Source organism: Burkholderia sola, from assembly GCF_905400185.1.
GTDB classification, from domain to species: Bacteria; Pseudomonadota; Gammaproteobacteria; order Burkholderiales; family Burkholderiaceae; genus Burkholderia; species Burkholderia sola.
Map to the genome: position 1 here is coordinate 929,741 of NZ_FR989675.1, position 17,275 is coordinate 947,015.

The 17,275-nt window shown below is 68.1% G+C and carries 18 protein-coding genes; 4 read left to right on the forward strand and 14 right to left on the reverse strand.

All coding sequences use genetic code 11. The annotated features are described in order from the left end of the window. Positions 1-4 precede the first annotated feature (4 nt). Positions 5-1,216, reverse strand: a complete 1,212-nt coding sequence (locus KR541_RS04295; RefSeq protein ID WP_050011624.1) for a S53 family peptidase — start codon at positions 1,214-1,216, stop codon at positions 5-7. Between the two features lie 416 nt (positions 1,217-1,632). On the opposite strand from KR541_RS04295, the gene crcB reads away from it, so the two are divergent. Together crcB and KR541_RS04305 are read left to right on the forward strand one after the other, a co-directional pair. Beyond that, the gene (gene crcB / locus KR541_RS04300; RefSeq protein WP_050011623.1) at positions 1,633-2,019 is read left to right on the forward strand and encodes a fluoride efflux transporter CrcB; all 387 of its coding nucleotides are present in this window, start codon (positions 1,633-1,635) and stop codon (positions 2,017-2,019) included. A 23-nt stretch (positions 2,020-2,042) separates the two neighbouring features. Further along, a complete protein-coding gene (locus KR541_RS04305) occupies positions 2,043-2,393 on the forward strand; it encodes a DUF190 domain-containing protein (protein WP_050011622.1) in 351 nt (116 codons plus the stop codon). A 13-nt stretch (positions 2,394-2,406) separates the two neighbouring features. Here the strand turns inward: KR541_RS04305 and KR541_RS04310 are convergent, their stop codons facing one another. Both KR541_RS04310 and KR541_RS04315 read right to left on the reverse strand, forming a co-directional pair. Next, the gene (locus tag KR541_RS04310) at positions 2,407-2,970 is read right to left on the reverse strand and encodes a YggT family protein (protein WP_006488584.1); all 564 of its coding nucleotides are present in this window, start codon (positions 2,968-2,970) and stop codon (positions 2,407-2,409) included. Between the two features lie 75 nt (positions 2,971-3,045). Then, the gene (locus KR541_RS04315) at positions 3,046-3,987 is read right to left on the reverse strand and encodes a Rossmann-like and DUF2520 domain-containing protein (RefSeq protein WP_050011621.1); all 942 of its coding nucleotides are present in this window, start codon (positions 3,985-3,987) and stop codon (positions 3,046-3,048) included. Positions 3,988-4,499: 512 nt separating this feature from the next. Between KR541_RS04315 and KR541_RS04320 the strand changes: the two genes are divergently transcribed. Then, entirely contained in the window at positions 4,500-4,808 is a 309-nt protein-coding gene (locus KR541_RS04320; RefSeq protein WP_050011620.1) for a hypothetical protein, read from the forward strand. 121 nt (positions 4,809-4,929) lie between these two features. On the opposite strand, the gene KR541_RS04325 is transcribed toward KR541_RS04320, so the two are convergent. Both KR541_RS04325 and KR541_RS04330 read right to left on the reverse strand, forming a co-directional pair. Next, the gene (locus tag KR541_RS04325; protein ID WP_089488235.1) at positions 4,930-5,598 is read right to left on the reverse strand and encodes a LysE family translocator; all 669 of its coding nucleotides are present in this window, start codon (positions 5,596-5,598) and stop codon (positions 4,930-4,932) included. A 58-nt stretch (positions 5,599-5,656) separates the two neighbouring features. Beyond that, positions 5,657-7,213 (reverse strand): UbiD family decarboxylase, encoded by a 1,557-nt coding sequence (locus KR541_RS04330; protein ID WP_209939045.1) that lies wholly within the window; start codon positions 7,211-7,213, stop codon positions 5,657-5,659. A gap of 597 nt (positions 7,214-7,810) precedes the next feature. On the opposite strand from KR541_RS04330, the gene KR541_RS04335 reads away from it, so the two are divergent. Then, complete coding sequence (locus tag KR541_RS04335) at positions 7,811-8,944, forward strand: lytic transglycosylase domain-containing protein (protein WP_089488237.1); 1,134 nt, start codon at positions 7,811-7,813, stop codon at positions 8,942-8,944. A 117-nt stretch (positions 8,945-9,061) separates the two neighbouring features. Here KR541_RS04335 and KR541_RS04340 read toward each other — a convergent pair whose 3' ends face one another. The 9 genes from KR541_RS04340 to KR541_RS04380 form a co-directional block, all read right to left on the reverse strand. Next, entirely contained in the window at positions 9,062-10,258 is a 1,197-nt protein-coding gene (locus KR541_RS04340) for a pyridoxal phosphate-dependent aminotransferase (RefSeq protein WP_216089387.1), read from the reverse strand. 69 nt (positions 10,259-10,327) lie between these two features. After that, a complete protein-coding gene (gene nusB / locus KR541_RS04345; RefSeq protein ID WP_050011615.1) occupies positions 10,328-10,765 on the reverse strand; it encodes a transcription antitermination factor NusB in 438 nt (145 codons plus the stop codon). Continuing rightward, positions 10,762-11,277, reverse strand: coding sequence for a 6,7-dimethyl-8-ribityllumazine synthase (ribH, locus tag KR541_RS04350; RefSeq protein ID WP_006476661.1), 516 nt, complete (start codon positions 11,275-11,277; stop codon positions 10,762-10,764). Before ribH ends, nusB begins: the two co-directional genes overlap by 4 nt. A 53-nt stretch (positions 11,278-11,330) precedes the next feature. Continuing rightward, positions 11,331-12,473 carry a bifunctional 3,4-dihydroxy-2-butanone-4-phosphate synthase/GTP cyclohydrolase II gene (gene ribBA / locus KR541_RS04355; RefSeq protein WP_050011614.1) on the reverse strand — a complete coding sequence of 381 codons (1,143 nt, stop codon included), beginning with the start codon at positions 12,471-12,473 and terminating at the stop codon, positions 11,331-11,333. Positions 12,474-12,630: 157 nt separating this feature from the next. Beyond that, entirely contained in the window at positions 12,631-13,149 is a 519-nt protein-coding gene (locus tag KR541_RS04360) for a DUF1993 domain-containing protein (RefSeq protein ID WP_050011613.1), read from the reverse strand. 315 nt (positions 13,150-13,464) lie between these two features. Continuing rightward, complete coding sequence (locus tag KR541_RS04365; protein ID WP_050011612.1) at positions 13,465-14,094, reverse strand: riboflavin synthase; 630 nt, start codon at positions 14,092-14,094, stop codon at positions 13,465-13,467. A gap of 14 nt (positions 14,095-14,108) precedes the next feature. Further along, on the reverse strand, positions 14,109-15,230 hold the full coding sequence (ribD, locus tag KR541_RS04370) for a bifunctional diaminohydroxyphosphoribosylaminopyrimidine deaminase/5-amino-6-(5-phosphoribosylamino)uracil reductase RibD (RefSeq protein ID WP_050011611.1): 1,122 nt from the start codon (positions 15,228-15,230) through the stop codon (positions 14,109-14,111). 15 nt (positions 15,231-15,245) lie between these two features. After that, positions 15,246-16,529, reverse strand: coding sequence for a glutamate-1-semialdehyde 2,1-aminomutase (hemL, locus tag KR541_RS04375; RefSeq protein WP_050011610.1), 1,284 nt, complete (start codon positions 16,527-16,529; stop codon positions 15,246-15,248). A 181-nt stretch (positions 16,530-16,710) separates the two neighbouring features. Then, positions 16,711-17,163 carry a hypothetical protein gene (locus KR541_RS04380; protein ID WP_012328082.1) on the reverse strand — a complete coding sequence of 151 codons (453 nt, stop codon included), beginning with the start codon at positions 17,161-17,163 and terminating at the stop codon, positions 16,711-16,713. Positions 17,164-17,275: the final 112 nt, after the last annotated feature.

Here is a 17,275-nt window from a genome sequence, read left to right on the forward strand (position 1 = left end):
GCGATTACGGCCGCGCGACGAGCGCCTGCACGAGCGCCGGCGCGATCGGCGAACCGAGGCCCGTCACGTAGTCGTAGCCGCCCGCCGCGTTGCAGACGCTGCCGCAATTGCCGTTGGATCCGGTCGTCACATCGTGGAAGTCGCTGCCGTACGCGGTTTTGCCGACCGCATAGAGCGTGTCGTAGGCGCCGCTCAACGATGTCTTGCCGGCCGCCGTGCGCAGCGAATTCGCGATCGCGACGAGCGCCGCCCATTGCGGCGCGCCCGCGCTCGTGCCGCCGACCTGGAACCAGCCGGCCTGCCCCTGATAGGTGACCGAGTCGTACACCGCGAAACCGCTGGACGGATTCGCGTCGTAACTGACATCCGGCACGCCGCGCTTGCCGGCCACCGGAATCGGCCACGCGGTCTGGCCGGCCGGCTCGGCCTCGACGCTGCTCACACCGCCGCCGCTGCCGCTCCACGCCGTCTCGCCGATGTAATTGCCGGCCGTATCGGACGACAGCGTCGTGCCGCCGACGGACACCACGTAAGGCGACGCGGCCGGGTATTCGGTGCCGGTGCCGCTGTCGCCGGACGACGCGACGAACGTCACGCCCGGTACGTTGAAGTGGCTGTCGAAGCCGGTCTCGCTGCTGAATTCGTTGCCGCCGAAACTCATCGACACGACCGACGCGCCGCGCTTGACCGCGACGTCGACCGCGGCCATCAGGTCGCTGAAGCTGGCCGATGCCGCCTCGACGAGCACGATCTTCGCCTTCGGCGCGATCGCATGCACCCATTCGACGTCGAGCGAGATCTCGAGCGACCAGCCTGCATTGGGCTTGGGCCGCGCACCGTGGGCATACACCTTGGTGAAACAGCCGTTCGACGACGTGCAGGCCGGCAGCGAGAACGCAGTGCTGAACACGCCGAGATCGGCTTCGATCTTCGGGTCGTCGTACGCGTCGACGATCGCGACGACCATCCCGTCGCCCTGGTTCGCGATCGCGTCGAACCCGTAGGCATGCCGCGCGAGCGCCGGCGTGAGGCCGGCGATCGTGGCGGTGCTTGCGCGTGGCTTCGTGTGGAACGGCGGGCGCGCGAATCCTTTCGGTGCGCGGTTGCCTTCGACGTAGGACGGCGGCCCGTTGCCGTCGGCGAGCGCGACGCCCGACGCGAGCAGCGACGCGCACAGCGCCGGGATCAACATGGATGACAGGCGGATATTGTTCATTTTTCGAGTCTCCATGTCGATGGAGTAGGGTGGCGAAACAATTCTACGAAATCGACGACGATAACGACATCGAATATCGACTGGATACGGGAATGTCTGATAAGGGAAAGTACGTGGAACCTCGATGGGACAAGCGTTGTGCAGGGTTAACCTGTGCGCACGATCGAACTGCTTTATCGGTTTTTAAACAGCTGATAAATAATCGGCAAATTAAAAATCGGTTTGTAATGTCGGATGTAATTGTCCGGTAAATATCCACGACGGCGCGCGCAGGGAAATCGTGAAACGCGTCATGCGAACGCGACACGCTCCGCCGTCTGCCTGCACGGCCCGTCGGCATTGCCGGCGCGGCGCGATTCCGCATACAGTTCAGCGTAGCCGCGTGCGCCGCGTGGCGTCGTCCGTGAGAGGTGCCCTTGTTCTATTCGATCGTCGCGATCTTCGTCGGCGCCGGCCTCGGCGCGTTGCTGCGCTGGTTCCTGAGTCTCGCGCTCAACGCGGTCTTTCCCGCGGTGCCGCTCGGCACGCTCGTGTCGAACCTGCTCGGCGGCTACGTGATCGGCATGGCCGCCGTCGTATTCACCGTTCGCGTCGGGTTGCCGCCCGAATGGCGGCTATTCGTGATCACGGGCTTTCTCGGCGGCCTCACGACGTTCTCGACCTATTCGGTCGAAGTGATGACGCACGCGCTCGACGGCGAATTCGGATGGGCGTTGGCGGTGGCTGTCCTACACTTGACTGGATCGTTCGCGCTGACGGCGCTCGGCATGTGGACCGCGCGCGCGTGGCTCGCGGCGGCCTGAGCGGGCCGCCATCGGAGGGAGCGATGGACAGGGTCTTTTTGCGCTTCTACGTGCACGAGCAGCACCGGCTGCACTGGAAGCCGCTGTGGGAATGGCTGCTGGAAGAGGCGAACCGGATGGGCGTCGCGGGCGGTTCCGCGTTTCGCGCGATGGCCGGTTTCGGCCAGCATCGCGTGCTGCACGAGGATCGCTTCTTCGAACTGCAGGGTTCGCTCGCGATCGAGGTCGAATTCGTCGTCACCGAGGACGAAGCGCAGCGGCTGCTCGAGCGGCTGTCGCACGAGAAAGTGCGCGTGTGCTACGCGATGATGCCCGCGCAGTTCGGCGTGATCGACACGCTCGGCGCACCGCCGGCGCAGGGGCCGGCAGCGTAGGTGTCGCGCCGGATCAGATGCCGAACATCGTCAGCGACACGGCGGCGCGCGTGACGATCATCAGCAGCACCTGCACGATCACGAACAGCAGGATCGGCGACAGGTCGATGCCGCCGAGGTTCGGAATCACGCGGCGCAGCGGGTTCAGGAACGGCGCGGTGAGCTGGTAGAGGATCGGCATTGCCGGCGAGCGCGGGTTGAGCCACGACAGCAGCGCCATCAGGATCGTCATCCAGATCACGAGGTTGAGCGCCCACTTCACGACGGTGAGCAGCGCGACCACGACGAGCGTCGCGATCACGGCGGCCGGATCGAAGCCGGCCATCACGACCATCAGCACGACATAGACGAGCGCGGTGAGCAGTGCGGCGACGACGCTGGCCCAGTCGATGCCGCGTACGCCCGCGATCACGCGGCGCAGCGGCAGCACGAGCCAGTTGGTCGCCTGCAGCACGGCTTGCGTGACGGGGTTGTACGGCGGCACGCGGACGGCCTGCATCCAGACGCGCAGAATCAGCGCGGCGCCGAATAGCGTGAAGACGGTATTGAGCAGAAAACGGGCGATCTCGCCGAACATCGTTGGCATCCTTTTTATACAGTCAGTAGCGTGCGGCCGCCAACGCCGGTTGGCGGCGCATCGGCCGACACCTTATCACGCCTCGTCGCGCGACGGGGAGGGGGGCGCGGCGGGGTGGGCGGCCATCCGCGCCAGCGAGGTTTCGACGGCTTCGGCCAGCGCCGGCAGCGATGCCGGCGGCGGCGCGCGCTTCGCCGCGAGCGCGACCGCGCGGCGCGTCAGCAGCGCATACAGCGCCGCGTGATCGCCGCCGCGCGCTTCGAGCAGCGCGAGCTGGCGCTCGACGATGGCCGTGTCGCCGCGCGATACCGGCCCGGCCAGCGCATTCGCGAGCCCCTTGTCGCGCGCGGTCTCGATCGTGCCGGCGAGCATCGGCAACAGCGCGCGCAGCGCGGCGTCCTCGTCGAAACCGAGGCCGCGCCACAGCTCGACCGCTTCCGACAGCCCACACAGCGCGAAGCTCGCCGCGTAGTGGGCGGCCGCGTGATACAGCATCCGGCCGCCGGCCGGAATCGACAGCGGATGACAGCCGAGTGCGGCGGCAAGTCGCAGCAGCGTCGCGTGCAGCGCACCGTCCGCTTCGATCGTGACCGAGCAGCCGTCGATGCGTGCGAGGTCGGCGTCGGTGCCGCCGAACAGATAGAGCGGATGGAAGCCGCCGGTGGCCGCGCCTTGCTGCTTCGCCGGATCGAGCAGCGCGACCGGCGATGCGCCGCTGCAATGGACGACCGCCTGGCCGGCCGCGCGCGATGCGTCGAAGCGCAGCGCCGCGGCGCTCGACGCGAGATGATCGTCGGGGGTGGTCAGGAAGATCAGCTCGGCGGCGTCGACCACCTGCTGCGGGTTATCGACCGCGCGGCAACCGGCGATGCGCGCGGCGAGGCCGGCGGCCGACGCGGGCGTGCGGCTCGCGATCGCGACGACGGGGAAGCCGGCCTGCGCGAAACGCTGCGCGACACACCGCGCGAGGCGGCCGGCGCCGATGAAGCCGAGGCGGGGTGTGTCGGGAAGCGGCATGGCGGCGGATGTCAGCAAAAACGAAGCAACCGCCAGTATCGCAGGAATGACGGCCATTTCGCGGAAGGCCGGCTGCGGGGCTGCCGCGTGTATGAATTACCGGTAGGCAGTGAGGCCGATGCGCGGCGGCGTCCGCCACCGCGGCGAATCAGGGGCGCGGAATCCGACCCCTAAACACCGCGCCGCCGCATCCGGCCTGGAATGTCGGCATGTTGTCTCGAATTTGTAATCGTTCATTACGTACGCGTGCCCGCTGCGCCCGCCGGATCCGGTAAGACTGACCGGTCGGCGTGCCGCGACCCGATCCCTCGGACGGAATCGCGCGACCGGCAAGGAACGCGGCCCATGTCGGGCGCCGCGCCGGACGGCCGCTGCGGCCGCGTGCAATTGCAATTTGCAACAAATGGACGATACGCGCGGGGCGGGTTTTCGCTACATTGCTTCCATGCGACGTGCATGCCCGCCGTTGCCGACAGGAGCGCCTAAAATACCGCTCCAGCAGGAGAATCGAAGTGAAAAAGCTCATTCCGTTCATCGCCGCCGCCGCGCTGGGCCTGGGTGCCGCGAGCGCCGCGCAGGCTCACGTGTCGATCGGGGTCGGCATCGGCATCCCGGTCGCACCCGCTTACCCCGTCTACGCACCGCCGCCGCCCGTGTACTACGCGCCGCCGCCTCCGCCCGTGTACTACGCGCCGGCGCCGGCCTACTACGCGCCGCCGCCCGCGGTGGTCGTCGGCGGCTACGGTGGTGGCTACTACGGTCGCCCGTACTGGCGCCATGGTTACGGCGGCTGGGGCCATCATGGCTACTGGCGTCGCTGATTCGTCCCGCGCGGCCTGACCGCGCGCGGCAAAACGGCGCAACGTCCCGCGAGGGGCGCTGCGCCGTTTTTCATTGGGGCTCACATGTGGCGCGGTGGCCGGCGCGGCAGCGCGACCGCGATTACGCCGCGTGTACGATCAGGTCGCGGTAGCCGCCGACGATCACGCTGTACGAGAAGTACGCGAACAGCAGCGCCGATGCGACGTGGCACGCACGCATCAGCCCGGCGCCCGCGCGCTTGCGGCCCTGGCTCGCGAGCGTGCACATGAACAGCGTCCACGCGAGGCCGCCGAGGAAAAAGCCCGACAGGAACACCGACGCGGTGGCCGGCGTGGTCGCACCGGCTTTCGCGATCAGCGCGCCGCCGACCGCCGCGAACCACAGGATCGCGCTGGGCGACGACATCGCGAGCAGCATCCCGCGCAGAAAGCTGCGTCGTGCGCTCGCTCGCGGCGGAGGTGCATCGTCCGCGTCGTCGTCGGCCGACTTCGCGGGCGTCAACGCTTCGCGCGCCATCTTCCACGTGAGGAACAGCAGCACCGCGCCGCCGCCGATCCACACGATCCAGCGCACCGGTTCGAACTGCAGCAGCACGGCCATCCCCGCGAGCGCGAGCGCCGCGTAGACGAGATCGCCGACGCACGACCCGATGCCGAGCCAGAAGCCCGGCCGGAAGCCGTGCGACAGCGTGAGCGACAGCATCGCGACGTTCACGAGGCCGATGTCGAGACACAACGACAGCGACAGAAAGAATCCGTCGGACAGCATGGAGGCGGGCGGAAAGCTCATCTTCTGGGTGCGTGCGGCAAGTGCGATGCGCGGGCCGGCGCGCGCCGGCCGCGTGGCGTCAGAGGCCGATCTCCTGCCATAGCCGGTCGACGCGCGCCTTCACGGCCGCGTCCATCTCGATCGGGCGACCCCATTCGCGGCTCGTTTCGCCCGGCCACTTGTTGGTCGCGTCGAGCCCCATCTTCGAGCCGAGTCCGGCCACCGGCGACGCGAAGTCGAGATAGTCGATCGGCGTGCTGTCGACCATCACCGTGTCGCGCACGGGGTCGACGCGCGTCGTGATCGCCCAGATCACTTCCTTCCAGTCGCGGATGTTCACGTCCTCGTCGACGACCACGATGAACTTCGTATACATGAACTGCCGCAGGAAGCTCCACACGCCGAACATCACGCGCTTCGCATGGCCCGCGTAGCTCTTCTTCATCTGGACGATGGCCATCCGGTAGCTGCAGCCTTCGGGCGGCAGGTAGAAGTCGGTGATTTCCGTGAACTGCTTCTGCAGCAGCGGCACGAACACCTCGTTCAGCGCGACGCCGAGCACCGCGGGCTCGTCGGGCGGCTTGCCCGTGTAGGTCGAATGGTAGATCGCGTCGCGGCGCATCGTGATGCGCTCGACGGTGAACACCGGAAACCACTCCTGCTCGTTGTAATAGCCGGTATGGTCGCCGTACGGCCCTTCGAGCGCGTGCTCGTATGCGGCCGCCGCATGGCCGGCCGGGCGCGGCGGCGCGCCGGCCGGAGCGGGGCCGGGTGCGCCTTCCTGCGGATGAATGAAGCCTTCGAGCACGATCTCCGCGCGCGCGGGCACCTGCAGCGTGTCGACGCCGGGCGTCAGGCACTTCGCGAGCTCCGTGCGGCTGCCGCGCAGCAGGCCGGCGAACTGATATTCGGACAGCGAATCGGGCACCGGCGTCACCGCGCCGAGCGTCGTGGCCGGATCGGCGCCGAGCACGACCGCGACCGGATACGGCTTGCCCGGGTTCTGCAGCGCGAATTCGCGGAAGTCGAGCGCGCCGCCGCGATGCGCGAGCCAGCGCATGATCAGCTTGTTGCGGCCGATCAACTGCTGACGGTAGATGCCGAGGTTCTGGCGGGACTTGTTCGGCCCGCGCGTGACCGTCAGGCCCCACGTGACGAGCGGCCCCGCATCGCCGGGCCAGCAGGTCTGGATCGGCAGCTTGTTCAGATCGACGTCGCCGCCTTCCCAGACGATCTCCTGGCACGGCGGCGACGACACCGACTTCGGCGCCATGTCCCACACCGCCTTCGCGAGCGACAGCAGCTTGCCGGCGTCCTTCAGGCTCTTCGGCGGATCGGGTTCCTTCAGCGCGGACAGCAGGCGCCCGAGGTCGCGCAGCGAGCCGAGCGCGGCATCGTCGCCCGCATCGACGCCCATCCCGAGCGCGACACGGCGCGGCGTGCCGAACAGGTTGCCGAGCACCGGGAACGCATGGCCGGGCGGCGCGTTGAACAGCAGCGCGGGGCCGCCGGCGCGCAGCACGCGGTCGCACAGCTCGGTCATTTCGAGCACGGGCGACACGGGCTGCGTGACGCGCCGCAGCTCGCCGAGCGCCTCGAGGCGCTGAATGAAATCGCGTAAGTCTTTGTATTTCATGAAGAAGGTCCGAGCCACCCGCAGGGACGGGCAGCGATGGGCGGGGCAGCGGCTGGCTACGACCCCGAATCGACCGACGATTTTACCCCGGGCAGCCGCGCGACCGCCCCGGCGGAGAAAAAGTCGACCGCGCGCAAACCCCCTACGGCACGGGGATTGCGTTCTGAAGAGGGGTTTTAAATTACTTTTTGTTATAGCTTTGAGTTTTTATAGTGTTGACGATCTATAAAACCCTGCTAGAATCCGCTCACATTGGCTGCAGGGTAAAAGGCTTCGAGCCGCCAATCACCGATCTTTGACGCAGCGCGTCACCGTCCGCCGAATCCTGCACGGCGTCTTCGACGGCTTATGTCGTAGTCCCAGCCAGCGCCACCAGACGCTGGTTTTTTGCGTGGGTGCCACCGCGTATGCCCGCCTCGCCCAGTGTGCGAAGGCGCCGGCCTTCTTACACCGTGGCCTCGAACGGTACTTATACCGTTTCCCCGATGCTTGCGCGTCCCAACCAAGGCGTGCGGCGTCGTGATTCCGCGGCGCGTTTTCTGTCTCGCCATCGAGCTGAGCGAGCCGCACGAGTCATGTTCATGGGAGATGATCTGAATGAACGCTTGGTTATCGTGGCGTCCCACTGAGCAGCATGCGCAAATCGTGCGCAACTTGCTGCGTCGCGGGACGCGTGTCAGTCACCATCTATTCAGCGTTGTCGGCTGTTTCGCTGTCGCGGTTGCGCTTGCACTGTGGCTACTGCCAACCGTCCGCGGCACGCTCGCCGCGAAGCTGATGCCGGTCGTGTCCGCGGCCGTGCAGGCCGGTCCGGCCCGTCTGCTGTCCGGCCATCCGCTGCCGAACTTCGCGCCCGCTGGCGCGCAGCCGCAGCAGGAAGACACGCCCGAAACGGATGCGCTTGCGGTCGGCCTCGATGTCGCGCCGGAAACCGCCGCTCAGGGCGCTCAAGGCGCCCAGAGCGATGCGTCCGACCCGGCCCGCAACGGCCCGTCGCCGGTCGCACTGGCCAAGCTGATTCCGATTCAGCGCGTGGCGGCCGATGCCCGCGACGATCGCGCGCTCGCGTCGAACCGCGAACAGGCGCTCGTCGCGACCTATCTGTCGCGCCGTTACCGCGTCGCGCAGGAGCCGCTCGGCCAGCTCGTCAAGGCCGCGTTCCAGACCGGTCGCGACGTCGGCCTCGATCCGCTGCTGCTGCTGTCCGTGATGGCGATCGAATCGGGCTTCAACCCGTACGCCGAGAGCGGCGTCGGCGCGAAGGGGCTGATGCAGGTGATGTCGAAGGTTCACTCCGACAAGTTCGAGTATTTCGGCGGCACCGACACCGCGCTGCAACCGCTCGCGAACCTGCAGGTCGGCGCCCTGGTGCTGAAGGACTGCATCGCGCGCGGCGGCTCGCTCGCGAGCGGCCTGCGCCTGTACAACGGCTCGACGAACCCCGACGACAACGGCTACGGCTCGAAGGTGATGGCCGAACGCGGCCGCCTGCGCGACGTCGCGCGTGGCCGCAGCGTGCCGATCAACGCGCCGCAGGCGCCCGCGCAACCCGCGAAGCCGATCGTCACCGCAGCCGTGACGGCCGCGGCAGGCGGCGCGAAGCGCGTGCATGCGACGCTCGACGGGACGACGTCGGTCAAGGCGGCGCCGAAGGAAGCGGCGTCGCAGGACGATGCGAGCGTCGATACCGCGAAGCAGTCGCACGGCGATCGTTCGGAGCTCGGCGCGTAACACGTCACGCGCTCCGTGCGGCTCCGGCCGGCAGGACATGAAAAAGGCACCCGATTCGGGTGCCTTTTTCTATTGGGCGGTGCCTGAAGCGGCCGGTGCGCCTGCCGTGGCGTCAGATCAGCGCTGGCCGAACAGCGTCGCGAGCCGGTCGACGGCCTCTTCGAGCCGCGAGTAGGCGGTCGCATAGGACAGGCGGATATAGTCGCGCGGCGCATGGACACCGAAGTCCATGCCCGGCACCAGCACCACGCCCGCGTCGTGCAGCATCGCCTGCGTGAGCGCGGCGCTGTCGCCGGCCGCCGGGTGGGCGACGCCGCCGCAATGCGCATACACGTAGAACGCACCGTCCGGCATCACCGGCACCGTGAAGCCGAGCCGCTCGAGCGCCGGTGCGATGAAATCGCGGCGGCGCTTGAATTCGTGCCGGCGTGTTTCGTAGATGTCGAGCGTCGCGGGTTCGAAACAAGCAAGTGCCGCATGTTGCGCGAGCGCGGACGGGCAGATGAACAGGTTCTGCGACAGCTTCTCGAACGTGCCGACGAGCGCGGGCGGTACGACGAGCCAGCCGAGCCGCCAGCCCGTCATGCTGAAATACTTCGAGAAGCTGTTCACGGTGATCACGTCGTCGCCGAACGACAGCGCCGACACGGGCGCGGCGTCATAGCTGAGCCCCTGGTAGATTTCGTCGACGATCGTGAAGCCGCCGCGTGCGCGCACCGCTTCGACGATCCGCTTCAGTTCGTCCGGTTCGAGCGACGTGCCGGTCGGGTTCGACGGCGACGCCAGCAGCACGCCGCGCGTGCGGTCGTTCCAGTGCGTGCGGACGTCGTTTTCGGTGAGCTGGAAGCGCGCGTCCGGGCCGCTCGGCACGAGCACCGGGCGACCTTCGGCCGCCGCGACGAAGTGCCGGTTGCACGGGTACGACGGGTCGGGCATCAGCACTTCGTCGTCGCGGCCGACCAGCGCGAGGCACGCGAGCAGCAGCGCGGCCGATGCGCCGGCCGTGACGACGATCCGCTCGGGGGCGATCGCGAGGCCGTACGCGCGCGCGTAGTGCGCGGCGATCGCCTCGCGCAGCGGCGCGATGCCGAGCGCGCTCGTGTACTGCGTAACGCCACGGCGCAGCGCGGCCGCGGCGGCCTCGACGACCGGCTCCGGCGCGGTGAAATCCGGCTCGCCGATGCCCATGTGGATAACATCGCGCCCCAAGGACTCGAGCCGCTGTGCCTCCTTCATCAGTTCCATCACGTAGAAGGGCTGGATCGCGTCGACACGTGCGGCGAGCGTGACGAGCGAATCGGCGGTGGTATTCATCGGCGGGCAGGGCGGAGGGGAAAAGAATGAAAAACGGGCGCTTGCGCGCCCGTGGACAAGCAAACGGTATCAGCCGTTGCGACGCGCCTGCGTTTCGGCGGGGCGCAGCTTCGCGGCCAGCTTGTCGAGCACGCCGTTCACGTACTTGTAGCCGTCGGAGCCGCCGAACGTCTTCGCGAGTTCGACGGCTTCGTTGATGATCACGCGGTACGGCGTTTCGACATGGTGCGTGAGTTCGAACGTCGCGATCAGCAGCACCGCGCGTTCGACCGGCGACAGCTGATCGATCGGACGGTCCAGCGACGGCGTCAGCGCTTCGACGAGCGTCGCATGCTCGCGGATCACGCCGTGCAGGATCGCTTCGAGCAGTTCCTTGTCAGCCTTGTCGTAACCGAGCGCGCCGCGCAGTTGCGCGTCGATCTCGCCGGAGGGCGCGTTCGACAGCAGCCACTGATACAGGCCCTGCGTCGCCAGCTCGCGCGATTGTCGGCGGGCGCTCTTCTTCATGCGCGCTCCTCTTCGTCGTCTTCGTCTTCTTCTTCGTCCTCGTCGTCGCCGAGCTGGTCGAGCGCCATCGTCAGGTTCGCCATCTCGACGGCGACGCGCGCGGCGTCACGACCCTTTTCGGTCATGCGCGCGACGGCCTGCTCGTCGTTTTCGGTCGTCAGGACCGCGTTCGCGATCGGCAGGTTGAAGTCGAGGCCGATGCGGGTGATGCCCGCGCCGCTCTCGTTCGACACGAGTTCGAAATGGTAGGTCTCGCCGCGGATCACCGCGCCGAGCGCGATCAGTGCGTCGAACTGGCCGCTTTCGGCGAGCTTCTGCAGCGCGAGCGGGATTTCCAGCGCGCCGGGCACCGACACGAGCAGCACGTCTTCACCGGTGACGCCGAGGCGTTCCAGTTCCTCGACGCACGCGTCGGCGAGGCCGTTGCACACGGGTTCGTTGAAGCGCGATTGCACGATGCCGATACGCAGGCCGTCGCCTTCGAGATTCGGTTGGTATTGTCCGATTTCCATGATCTGGTCCGTGGTGTGGATGAACGGTTATAGGGCGAAAGCGCCGTGGCGGGTTACGCGTGGGACGCCGGGCAGGACGTGGCTTCGCCGCCGGGCATCGGAATGAAGCCCGTGACTTCGAGGCCGTAGCCGGACATGCTGCCCAGCTTGCGCGGATTCGACAGCACCTGCATCTTGCCGACGCCGACATCGCGCAGGATCTGCGCGCCGATGCCGAACGTCTTGAAATCGACCGGCCGGCGCTTGAGCGCAGCGGCCTTTTCTTCCTCGTCGAACGCCTTGAAGACGTCGATCAGGTGTTCCTTCGTATCGCCGCAGTTGAGCAGCACGATCACGCCGAGGTCGCGTGCCGCGATCTCGCGCATCGCCGCGTCGAGCGTCCACGAGTGGGTCGACACGCCCGTCTCGAGCAGGTCGAGCACCGACAGCGGCTCGTGCACGCGCGCCGGCGTATCGACGTCGGGCGACGGCGTGCCGCGCACCAGCGCGATGTGCGGCGAGCCGCTCGGCTGGTCGCGGTACAGCACCGCGCGGAACGTGCCGTGCGCGGTCTGCATCGTGCGCTCGGCGATCCGCTCGATGATCGATTCGGTGCGGCTGCGATACTGGATCAGATCGGCGATCGTGCCGATCTTCAGGTCGTGTTCCTTCGCGAACTCGAGCAGGTCCGGCAGGCGCGCCATCGTGCCGTCGTCCTTGATGACCTCGCAGATGACCGCGGCCGGCGTCAGCCCGGCGAGCGCGGTGAAGTCGCAGCCGGCCTCGGTATGGCCGGCGCGCACGAGCACGCCGCCCGGCTGCGCCATGATCGGGAACACGTGGCCCGGCTGCACGATGTGTTCGGGGCGCACGTCGTGCGCGACCGCCGTGGCGATCGTGTGCGCACGGTCGGCGGCCGAGATGCCGGTCGTCACGCCTTCGGCCGCTTCGATGCTGACCGTGAACGCGGTGCCGTACTGCGTGCCGTTGCGATAGGTCATCAGCGGCAGGTGAAGCTGCTTGCAGCGTTCCTGCGTCAACGTCAGACAAATCAGGCCGCGGCCGTACTTGGCCATGAAGTTGATCGCTTCCGGCGTGACGAATTCGGCGGCGATCACGAGGTCGCCCTCGTTTTCGCGGTCTTCTTCGTCGACCAGGATCACCATCCGGCCGGCTTTCAGCTCGGCGATGATGTCGAGCGTGGAGGCGAGCGTCATAAGGGGGCGAGAAAGAGGAAAGTGCGTATTTTACGCCAGCCGGACGGCGTTTCGGCTGGCGCGGGCCGCGCGGGGCCGGCGAGCACTCCGGAAAGCGCCGCGGACGGCCTGCGCGCGGGTGCGGACGGTTGCGGGCCGGGCATGGCCCGGCCGCACGTCACGCGTGCTCGTTGCGCCCGCCGAGGTAGTCGAGCTTGCCGAGTTCGACGCCGCTGTGGCGCAGGATGTCGTACGCGGTCGTCACGTGGAAGAAGAAATTGGGCAGCACGAAGTTCAGCAAATACGACTGGCCGGTGAACTCGATCGGGCCGACGCGCATCTTCAGCACGATCTGGCGCGCCTCGCTGCCGTCGATCTGCGCGGCGTCGAAGCTCTTCAGGTAGTCGATCGTCTTCTGGATGCGCGCATGCAGTTCGTCGAAGGTCTGCTCGACATCCGGGTAGCTCGGGATCTCGGCGCCGGCGAGCCGCGCGGCGCAGCCCTTGGCCGTGTCGGTCGCGATGTAGACCTGGCGGACGAGCGGGAGCATGTCCGGGTAGAGGCGTGCGCCGATGAATACCGATGGATCGATCTGCTTTTCGGCCGCATGGGCCTGCGCCTTGCCGAGGATGTGCTGCAGGTTGGTGAGGCCGCGGATCAGGACGGGCAGCGAAGCCTGGTACATCGAGATGGACATGGGGACGACTCCAATGGGAAGAGTGGCGGCCGCGACGCGGCGCGTCGTACGTGGCGGCATGGAAACCGCTGTCGACGCATCTTAGCGCGGCGGCATGACCCGTGCGCGTCGTTGGCTGTTCGGCCAGGTGTCGGCCGGCCGGACGGGCATCGAGCGAACGCGATCACGATGCTGTCGCTTCGGACCGCCGACGGGGTGGCCCGGCACGAAGCAGGGCGGGAGCAACGCTCGGCGGAGCGACGGGGCTGCGGCGACGCCTAGGCAACGAGGCCGAACCGTCAGCCGTCATTTCATATATGGGACGGCGTTGCCCGATCAGTCCTGATGCACGCCCTGCGACGCCGACAGCATCCGCTCCACATACCGCGCGATCATGTCGACTTCAAGATTGACCTTGTCGCCAACCTTCACGTGACGCAGCGTCGTGACCTCGACCGTATGCGGAATGAGATTGATCGAGAATTCGCACCCGTCCGCGCGGTCGTCGACCGTATTGACGGTCAGGCTCACGCCGTTCACCGTGATCGAGCCCTTGTACGCGAGATAGCGGCCGAGTTCGCGTGGCGCGACGATCCGCAGTTCATGCGACTCGCCGACCGGCGCGAAGCGCGTGACGGTACCGAGGCCGTCCACATGGCCCGACACGATATGCCCGCCGAGGCGATCGTGCGCGCGCAGCGCCTTCTCGAGGTTCACTTCGCCGGGCTGCGCGAGGCCGACCGTCCGGTTCAGGCTTTCGCGCGACACGTCGACGTCGAAGGTGGCGTCGGTCTTTTCGATCACCGTCATGCACGCGCCCTGGATCGCGATGCTGTCGCCGAGCGCGACATCGGCCAGGTCGAGCCCGCCGGCCTGCACGGTCAGGCGCACGCCGGCATCGGCCGACGTGCCGAGCGGGGCGATCGTTTCGATGCGGCCGACGGCCGCGACAATTCCGGTAAACATCGTGACGATTCCGTTCAGTGAGAGGCGTCGGGCGGCGCGACGCGCGCGAGGATCCGCAGGTCGTCGCCGATCCGTTCGATACCGTGGAACGACAGCCGCGTGCGCGCATCGAGGCTGGCCGGCGCGGCGAGATCGAACATGCCGGCCGCGTCGGCGCCCAGCAGGCTCGGCGCCAGATATACCAGCAATTCGTCGACGCAGTGCTCGCGCAGCAGCGAACCGTTCAGCTTGTGGCCGGCCTCGACGTGCAACTCGTTGACGCCGCGCGCGCCGAGCGCCGCCAGCATCGCGGGCAGGTCGACCTTGCCGTGCGCATTCGCGAGCGGCACGATTTCCGCGCCGCGCGACTTCAGCACGTTCGCGCGGACTTCGCCGGCGGCGTCGAGCCGGCCGCAGAAGATCAGCAGCGGCGCGCCTTCCAGCAGCCGCGCGTCGAGCGGCAGGTCGAGGCGGCTGTCCACGAGGATGCGTTGCGGCTGGCGCGGCGTGTCGATGCCGCGCACGGTCAGCAGCGGATTGTCCTCGCGCACTGTGCCGATGCCGGTGAGGATCGCGCACGCGCGTGCGCGCCATGCGTGGCCGTCGAGGCGCGCGGCCTCGCCGGTGATCCACTGGCTTTCGCCGGACGGCAGCGCGGTGCGGCCGTCGAGCGACGCGGCGGTCTTCATCCGCACCCACGGCCGGCCGCGCGTCATCCGCGACACGAAGCCGATGTTCAGTTCGCCCGCTTCATGCGCGAGCAGCCCGCAGCGCACGTCGATGCCCGCGTCGCGCAGCATCCCGAGGCCGCGGCCCGACACCTGCGGATTCGGGTCTTCCATCGCCGCGACCACCTTCGCGACGCGCGCGTCGATCAGCGCGTTCGCGCACGGCGGCGTGCGGCCGAAATGGCTGCACGGTTCGAGCGTCACGTAGACGGTCGAGCCCGCGACGTCGTAGCCGCGCGCGCGCGCGTCCTTCAGCGCCTGCACTTCCGCGTGGTCCTGGCCGGCCGGCTGCGTGAAGCCTTCGCCGATCACGTCGCCGTCCTTGACGATCACGCAGCCGACGCGCGGATTCGGCGCGGTCGTGTACATGCCGCGCGCGGCGAGCGCAAGCGCGCGCTGCATGTGGGCGAAATCGGTATCCGAGAACATGCGCGCGCCCCCGGGTCAGGCGGCGAGTGCCGCGAACGCGCGGCGCGCGGCCGCGAGCGTCGCGTCGATCACCGCGTCGTCGTGCGTGCTCGACACGAAGCCCGCTTCGTACGCGGACGGCGCGAAGTACACGCCCTCGTCGAGCATCAGGTGGAAGAAGCGGTTGAAGCGCTCGGTGTCGCTCTTCGTGACTTCCGCGAAGCTGGTCGGCACACGCTCGGCGAAGTACAGGCCGAACATCGCGCCGATCGAGTCGGCCGCGAACGGCACGCCGGCCGCGCGCGCTTCGGCCGCGAGGCCGTCGGCGAGCCGCTTCGTCTGCGCGGTGAGCGCGTCGTAGAAGCCGGGCGCCTGGATCAGCTGCAGCGTCTTCAGGCCCGCGGCGACCGCGATCGGGTTGCCCGACAGCGTGCCGGCCTGGTAGACGCCGCCGAGCGGCGCGAGGTGGGCCATGATGTCGCGGCGGCCGCCGAACGCGGCGGCCGGCATCCCGCCGCCGATCACCTTGCCGAGGCAGGTGAGGTCGGCCGCGATGCCGTAGTGCGCCTGCGCGCCGCCGAGCGCGACGCGGAACCCGCACATCACCTCGTCGAAGATCAGCACGGCGCCGTGCTTCGTGCACAGCGCGCGCAGCGTGTTCAGGAATTCGGGCGTGCCGCGTACGAGGTTCATGTTGCCGGCGACCGGCTCGACGATCACCGCGGCGATTTCGTCGCCGAACGCGCCGAATGCTTCTTCCAGCGCGGCGACGTTGTTGTATTCGAGGACGGTCGTGTGCTTCGCGATGTCGGCGGGCACGCCGGCCGACGTCGGGTTGCCGAACGTCAGCAGGCCCGAGCCGGCTTTGACCAGCAGGCTGTCCGCGTGGCCGTGGTAGCAGCCCTCGAACTTCACGATGCGGCTGCGGCCCGTGAAGCCGCGCGCGAGACGCAGCGCGCTCATCGTGGCCTCGGTGCCGCTCGACACCATCCGCACCTGTTCGATCGACGGCACGAGCTTGCAGATTTCCTCGGCGATCTCGATCTCGGCTTCGGTCGGCGCGCCGAACGAGAAGCCGTCGGCGAGCACGTTTTGCACGGCCGACAGCACTTCGGGATGGACGTGGCCGACGATCATCGGGCCCCACGAGCCGATGTAGTCGATGTACTGCTTGCCGTCGGCATCCCAGAAATACGGGCCTTGCGCGCGCGCGACGAAACGCGGCGTGCCGCCGACCGAACGGAACGCGCGCACCGGCGAGTTGACGCCGCCGGGAATGGTCTTCTGGGCGCGTTCGAAGAGGATCTGATTGTTGGACATGAGCGAAACCTGCGAGAGAAGGGCGCGGGGGCCTGTGCACGGGCCGCGGCGCCTGGGCGGAACGATCGTCTGATTGTACCGGAGACACGCGCGGCAGGCCCGCCGGGCGGTCTGCGGCCTTTCGGCGCGCGAAGGGGGGCGCCTAAGCGGGAAGGCGGCCCCGATTCGAGCCGGTTTCCGCCTATCGCGGCGGCTTGCGCTTGCCGGTCAGTTCGGCCCAGCGCTTTTCGAGCGGACCTTCGACCATCGGCTTGATCGACGTGCCGGAACTCTGCGCGTCCCACGTCTGTACCGAGTACGGATGCACGCGCAGCGCGTCACGCGGAATCACGACGTCCTGATGCGCGTCGACGAGCCAGTCGTACACGAAGTCGATGCACAGCCGGTAGCCGCGCTTGGTCGACGGATCGGGCACCTCGTACGGCGCGCGCGTCACGTAGCCGGAGCCGAACACACCTTTCGGTTCCTTCGCGACGCGGTGCAGGAACACGCGGTCGCCCGGCAGGATGCCGCGCGCGAAGCCGCAGCCCCACACGTCATGCACGGCCTCGCCGGCCTTCACGCGCGCGGCGACGTCGGGCAGCTCGGGCCATGGCCATTTCTTGGGGCTCCAGATCAGCAGGAAAGCGGTCATCGGTTCGGTCGTACGTCGAATGGGTCAGACAAGAGAGGCAAGCAGCAAGCTTAATCGAATCCACCCGCGCGCTCGTTCGGCGGGCGACGAGCGCGGGCGTGTTCCTGGCCGC

Bases quoted from the DNA above. Each gene is read 5' to 3' on its own strand.
- KR541_RS04295 (WP_050011624.1), bottom strand. From the start codon at position 1,216: ATGAACAATATCCGCCTGTCATCCATGTTGATCCCGGCGCTGTGCGCG.
- KR541_RS04305 (WP_050011622.1), top strand. From the start codon at position 2,043: ATGGACAGGGTCTTTTTGCGCTTCTACGTGCACGAGCAGCACCGGCTG.
- KR541_RS04310 (WP_006488584.1), bottom strand. From the start codon at position 2,970: ATGTTCGGCGAGATCGCCCGTTTTCTGCTCAATACCGTCTTCACGCTA.
- KR541_RS04315 (WP_050011621.1), bottom strand. From the start codon at position 3,987: ATGCCGCTTCCCGACACACCCCGCCTCGGCTTCATCGGCGCCGGCCGC.
- KR541_RS04325 (WP_089488235.1), bottom strand. From the start codon at position 5,598: ATGAGCTTTCCGCCCGCCTCCATGCTGTCCGACGGATTCTTTCTGTCG.
- KR541_RS04330 (WP_209939045.1), bottom strand. From the start codon at position 7,213: ATGAAATACAAAGACTTACGCGATTTCATTCAGCGCCTCGAGGCGCTC.
- KR541_RS04335 (WP_089488237.1), top strand. From the start codon at position 7,811: ATGAACGCTTGGTTATCGTGGCGTCCCACTGAGCAGCATGCGCAAATC.
- KR541_RS04340 (WP_216089387.1), bottom strand. From the start codon at position 10,258: ATGAATACCACCGCCGATTCGCTCGTCACGCTCGCCGCACGTGTCGAC.
- nusB (WP_050011615.1), bottom strand. From the start codon at position 10,765: ATGAAGAAGAGCGCCCGCCGACAATCGCGCGAGCTGGCGACGCAGGGC.
- ribH (WP_006476661.1), bottom strand. From the start codon at position 11,277: ATGGAAATCGGACAATACCAACCGAATCTCGAAGGCGACGGCCTGCGT.
- ribBA (WP_050011614.1), bottom strand. From the start codon at position 12,473: ATGACGCTCGCCTCCACGCTCGACATCATCGCCGAGCTGAAAGCCGGC.
- KR541_RS04360 (WP_050011613.1), bottom strand. From the start codon at position 13,149: ATGTCCATCTCGATGTACCAGGCTTCGCTGCCCGTCCTGATCCGCGGC.
- KR541_RS04365 (WP_050011612.1), bottom strand. From the start codon at position 14,094: ATGTTTACCGGAATTGTCGCGGCCGTCGGCCGCATCGAAACGATCGCC.
- ribD (WP_050011611.1), bottom strand. From the start codon at position 15,230: ATGTTCTCGGATACCGATTTCGCCCACATGCAGCGCGCGCTTGCGCTC.
- hemL (WP_050011610.1), bottom strand. From the start codon at position 16,529: ATGTCCAACAATCAGATCCTCTTCGAACGCGCCCAGAAGACCATTCCC.
- KR541_RS04380 (WP_012328082.1), bottom strand. From the start codon at position 17,163: ATGACCGCTTTCCTGCTGATCTGGAGCCCCAAGAAATGGCCATGGCCC.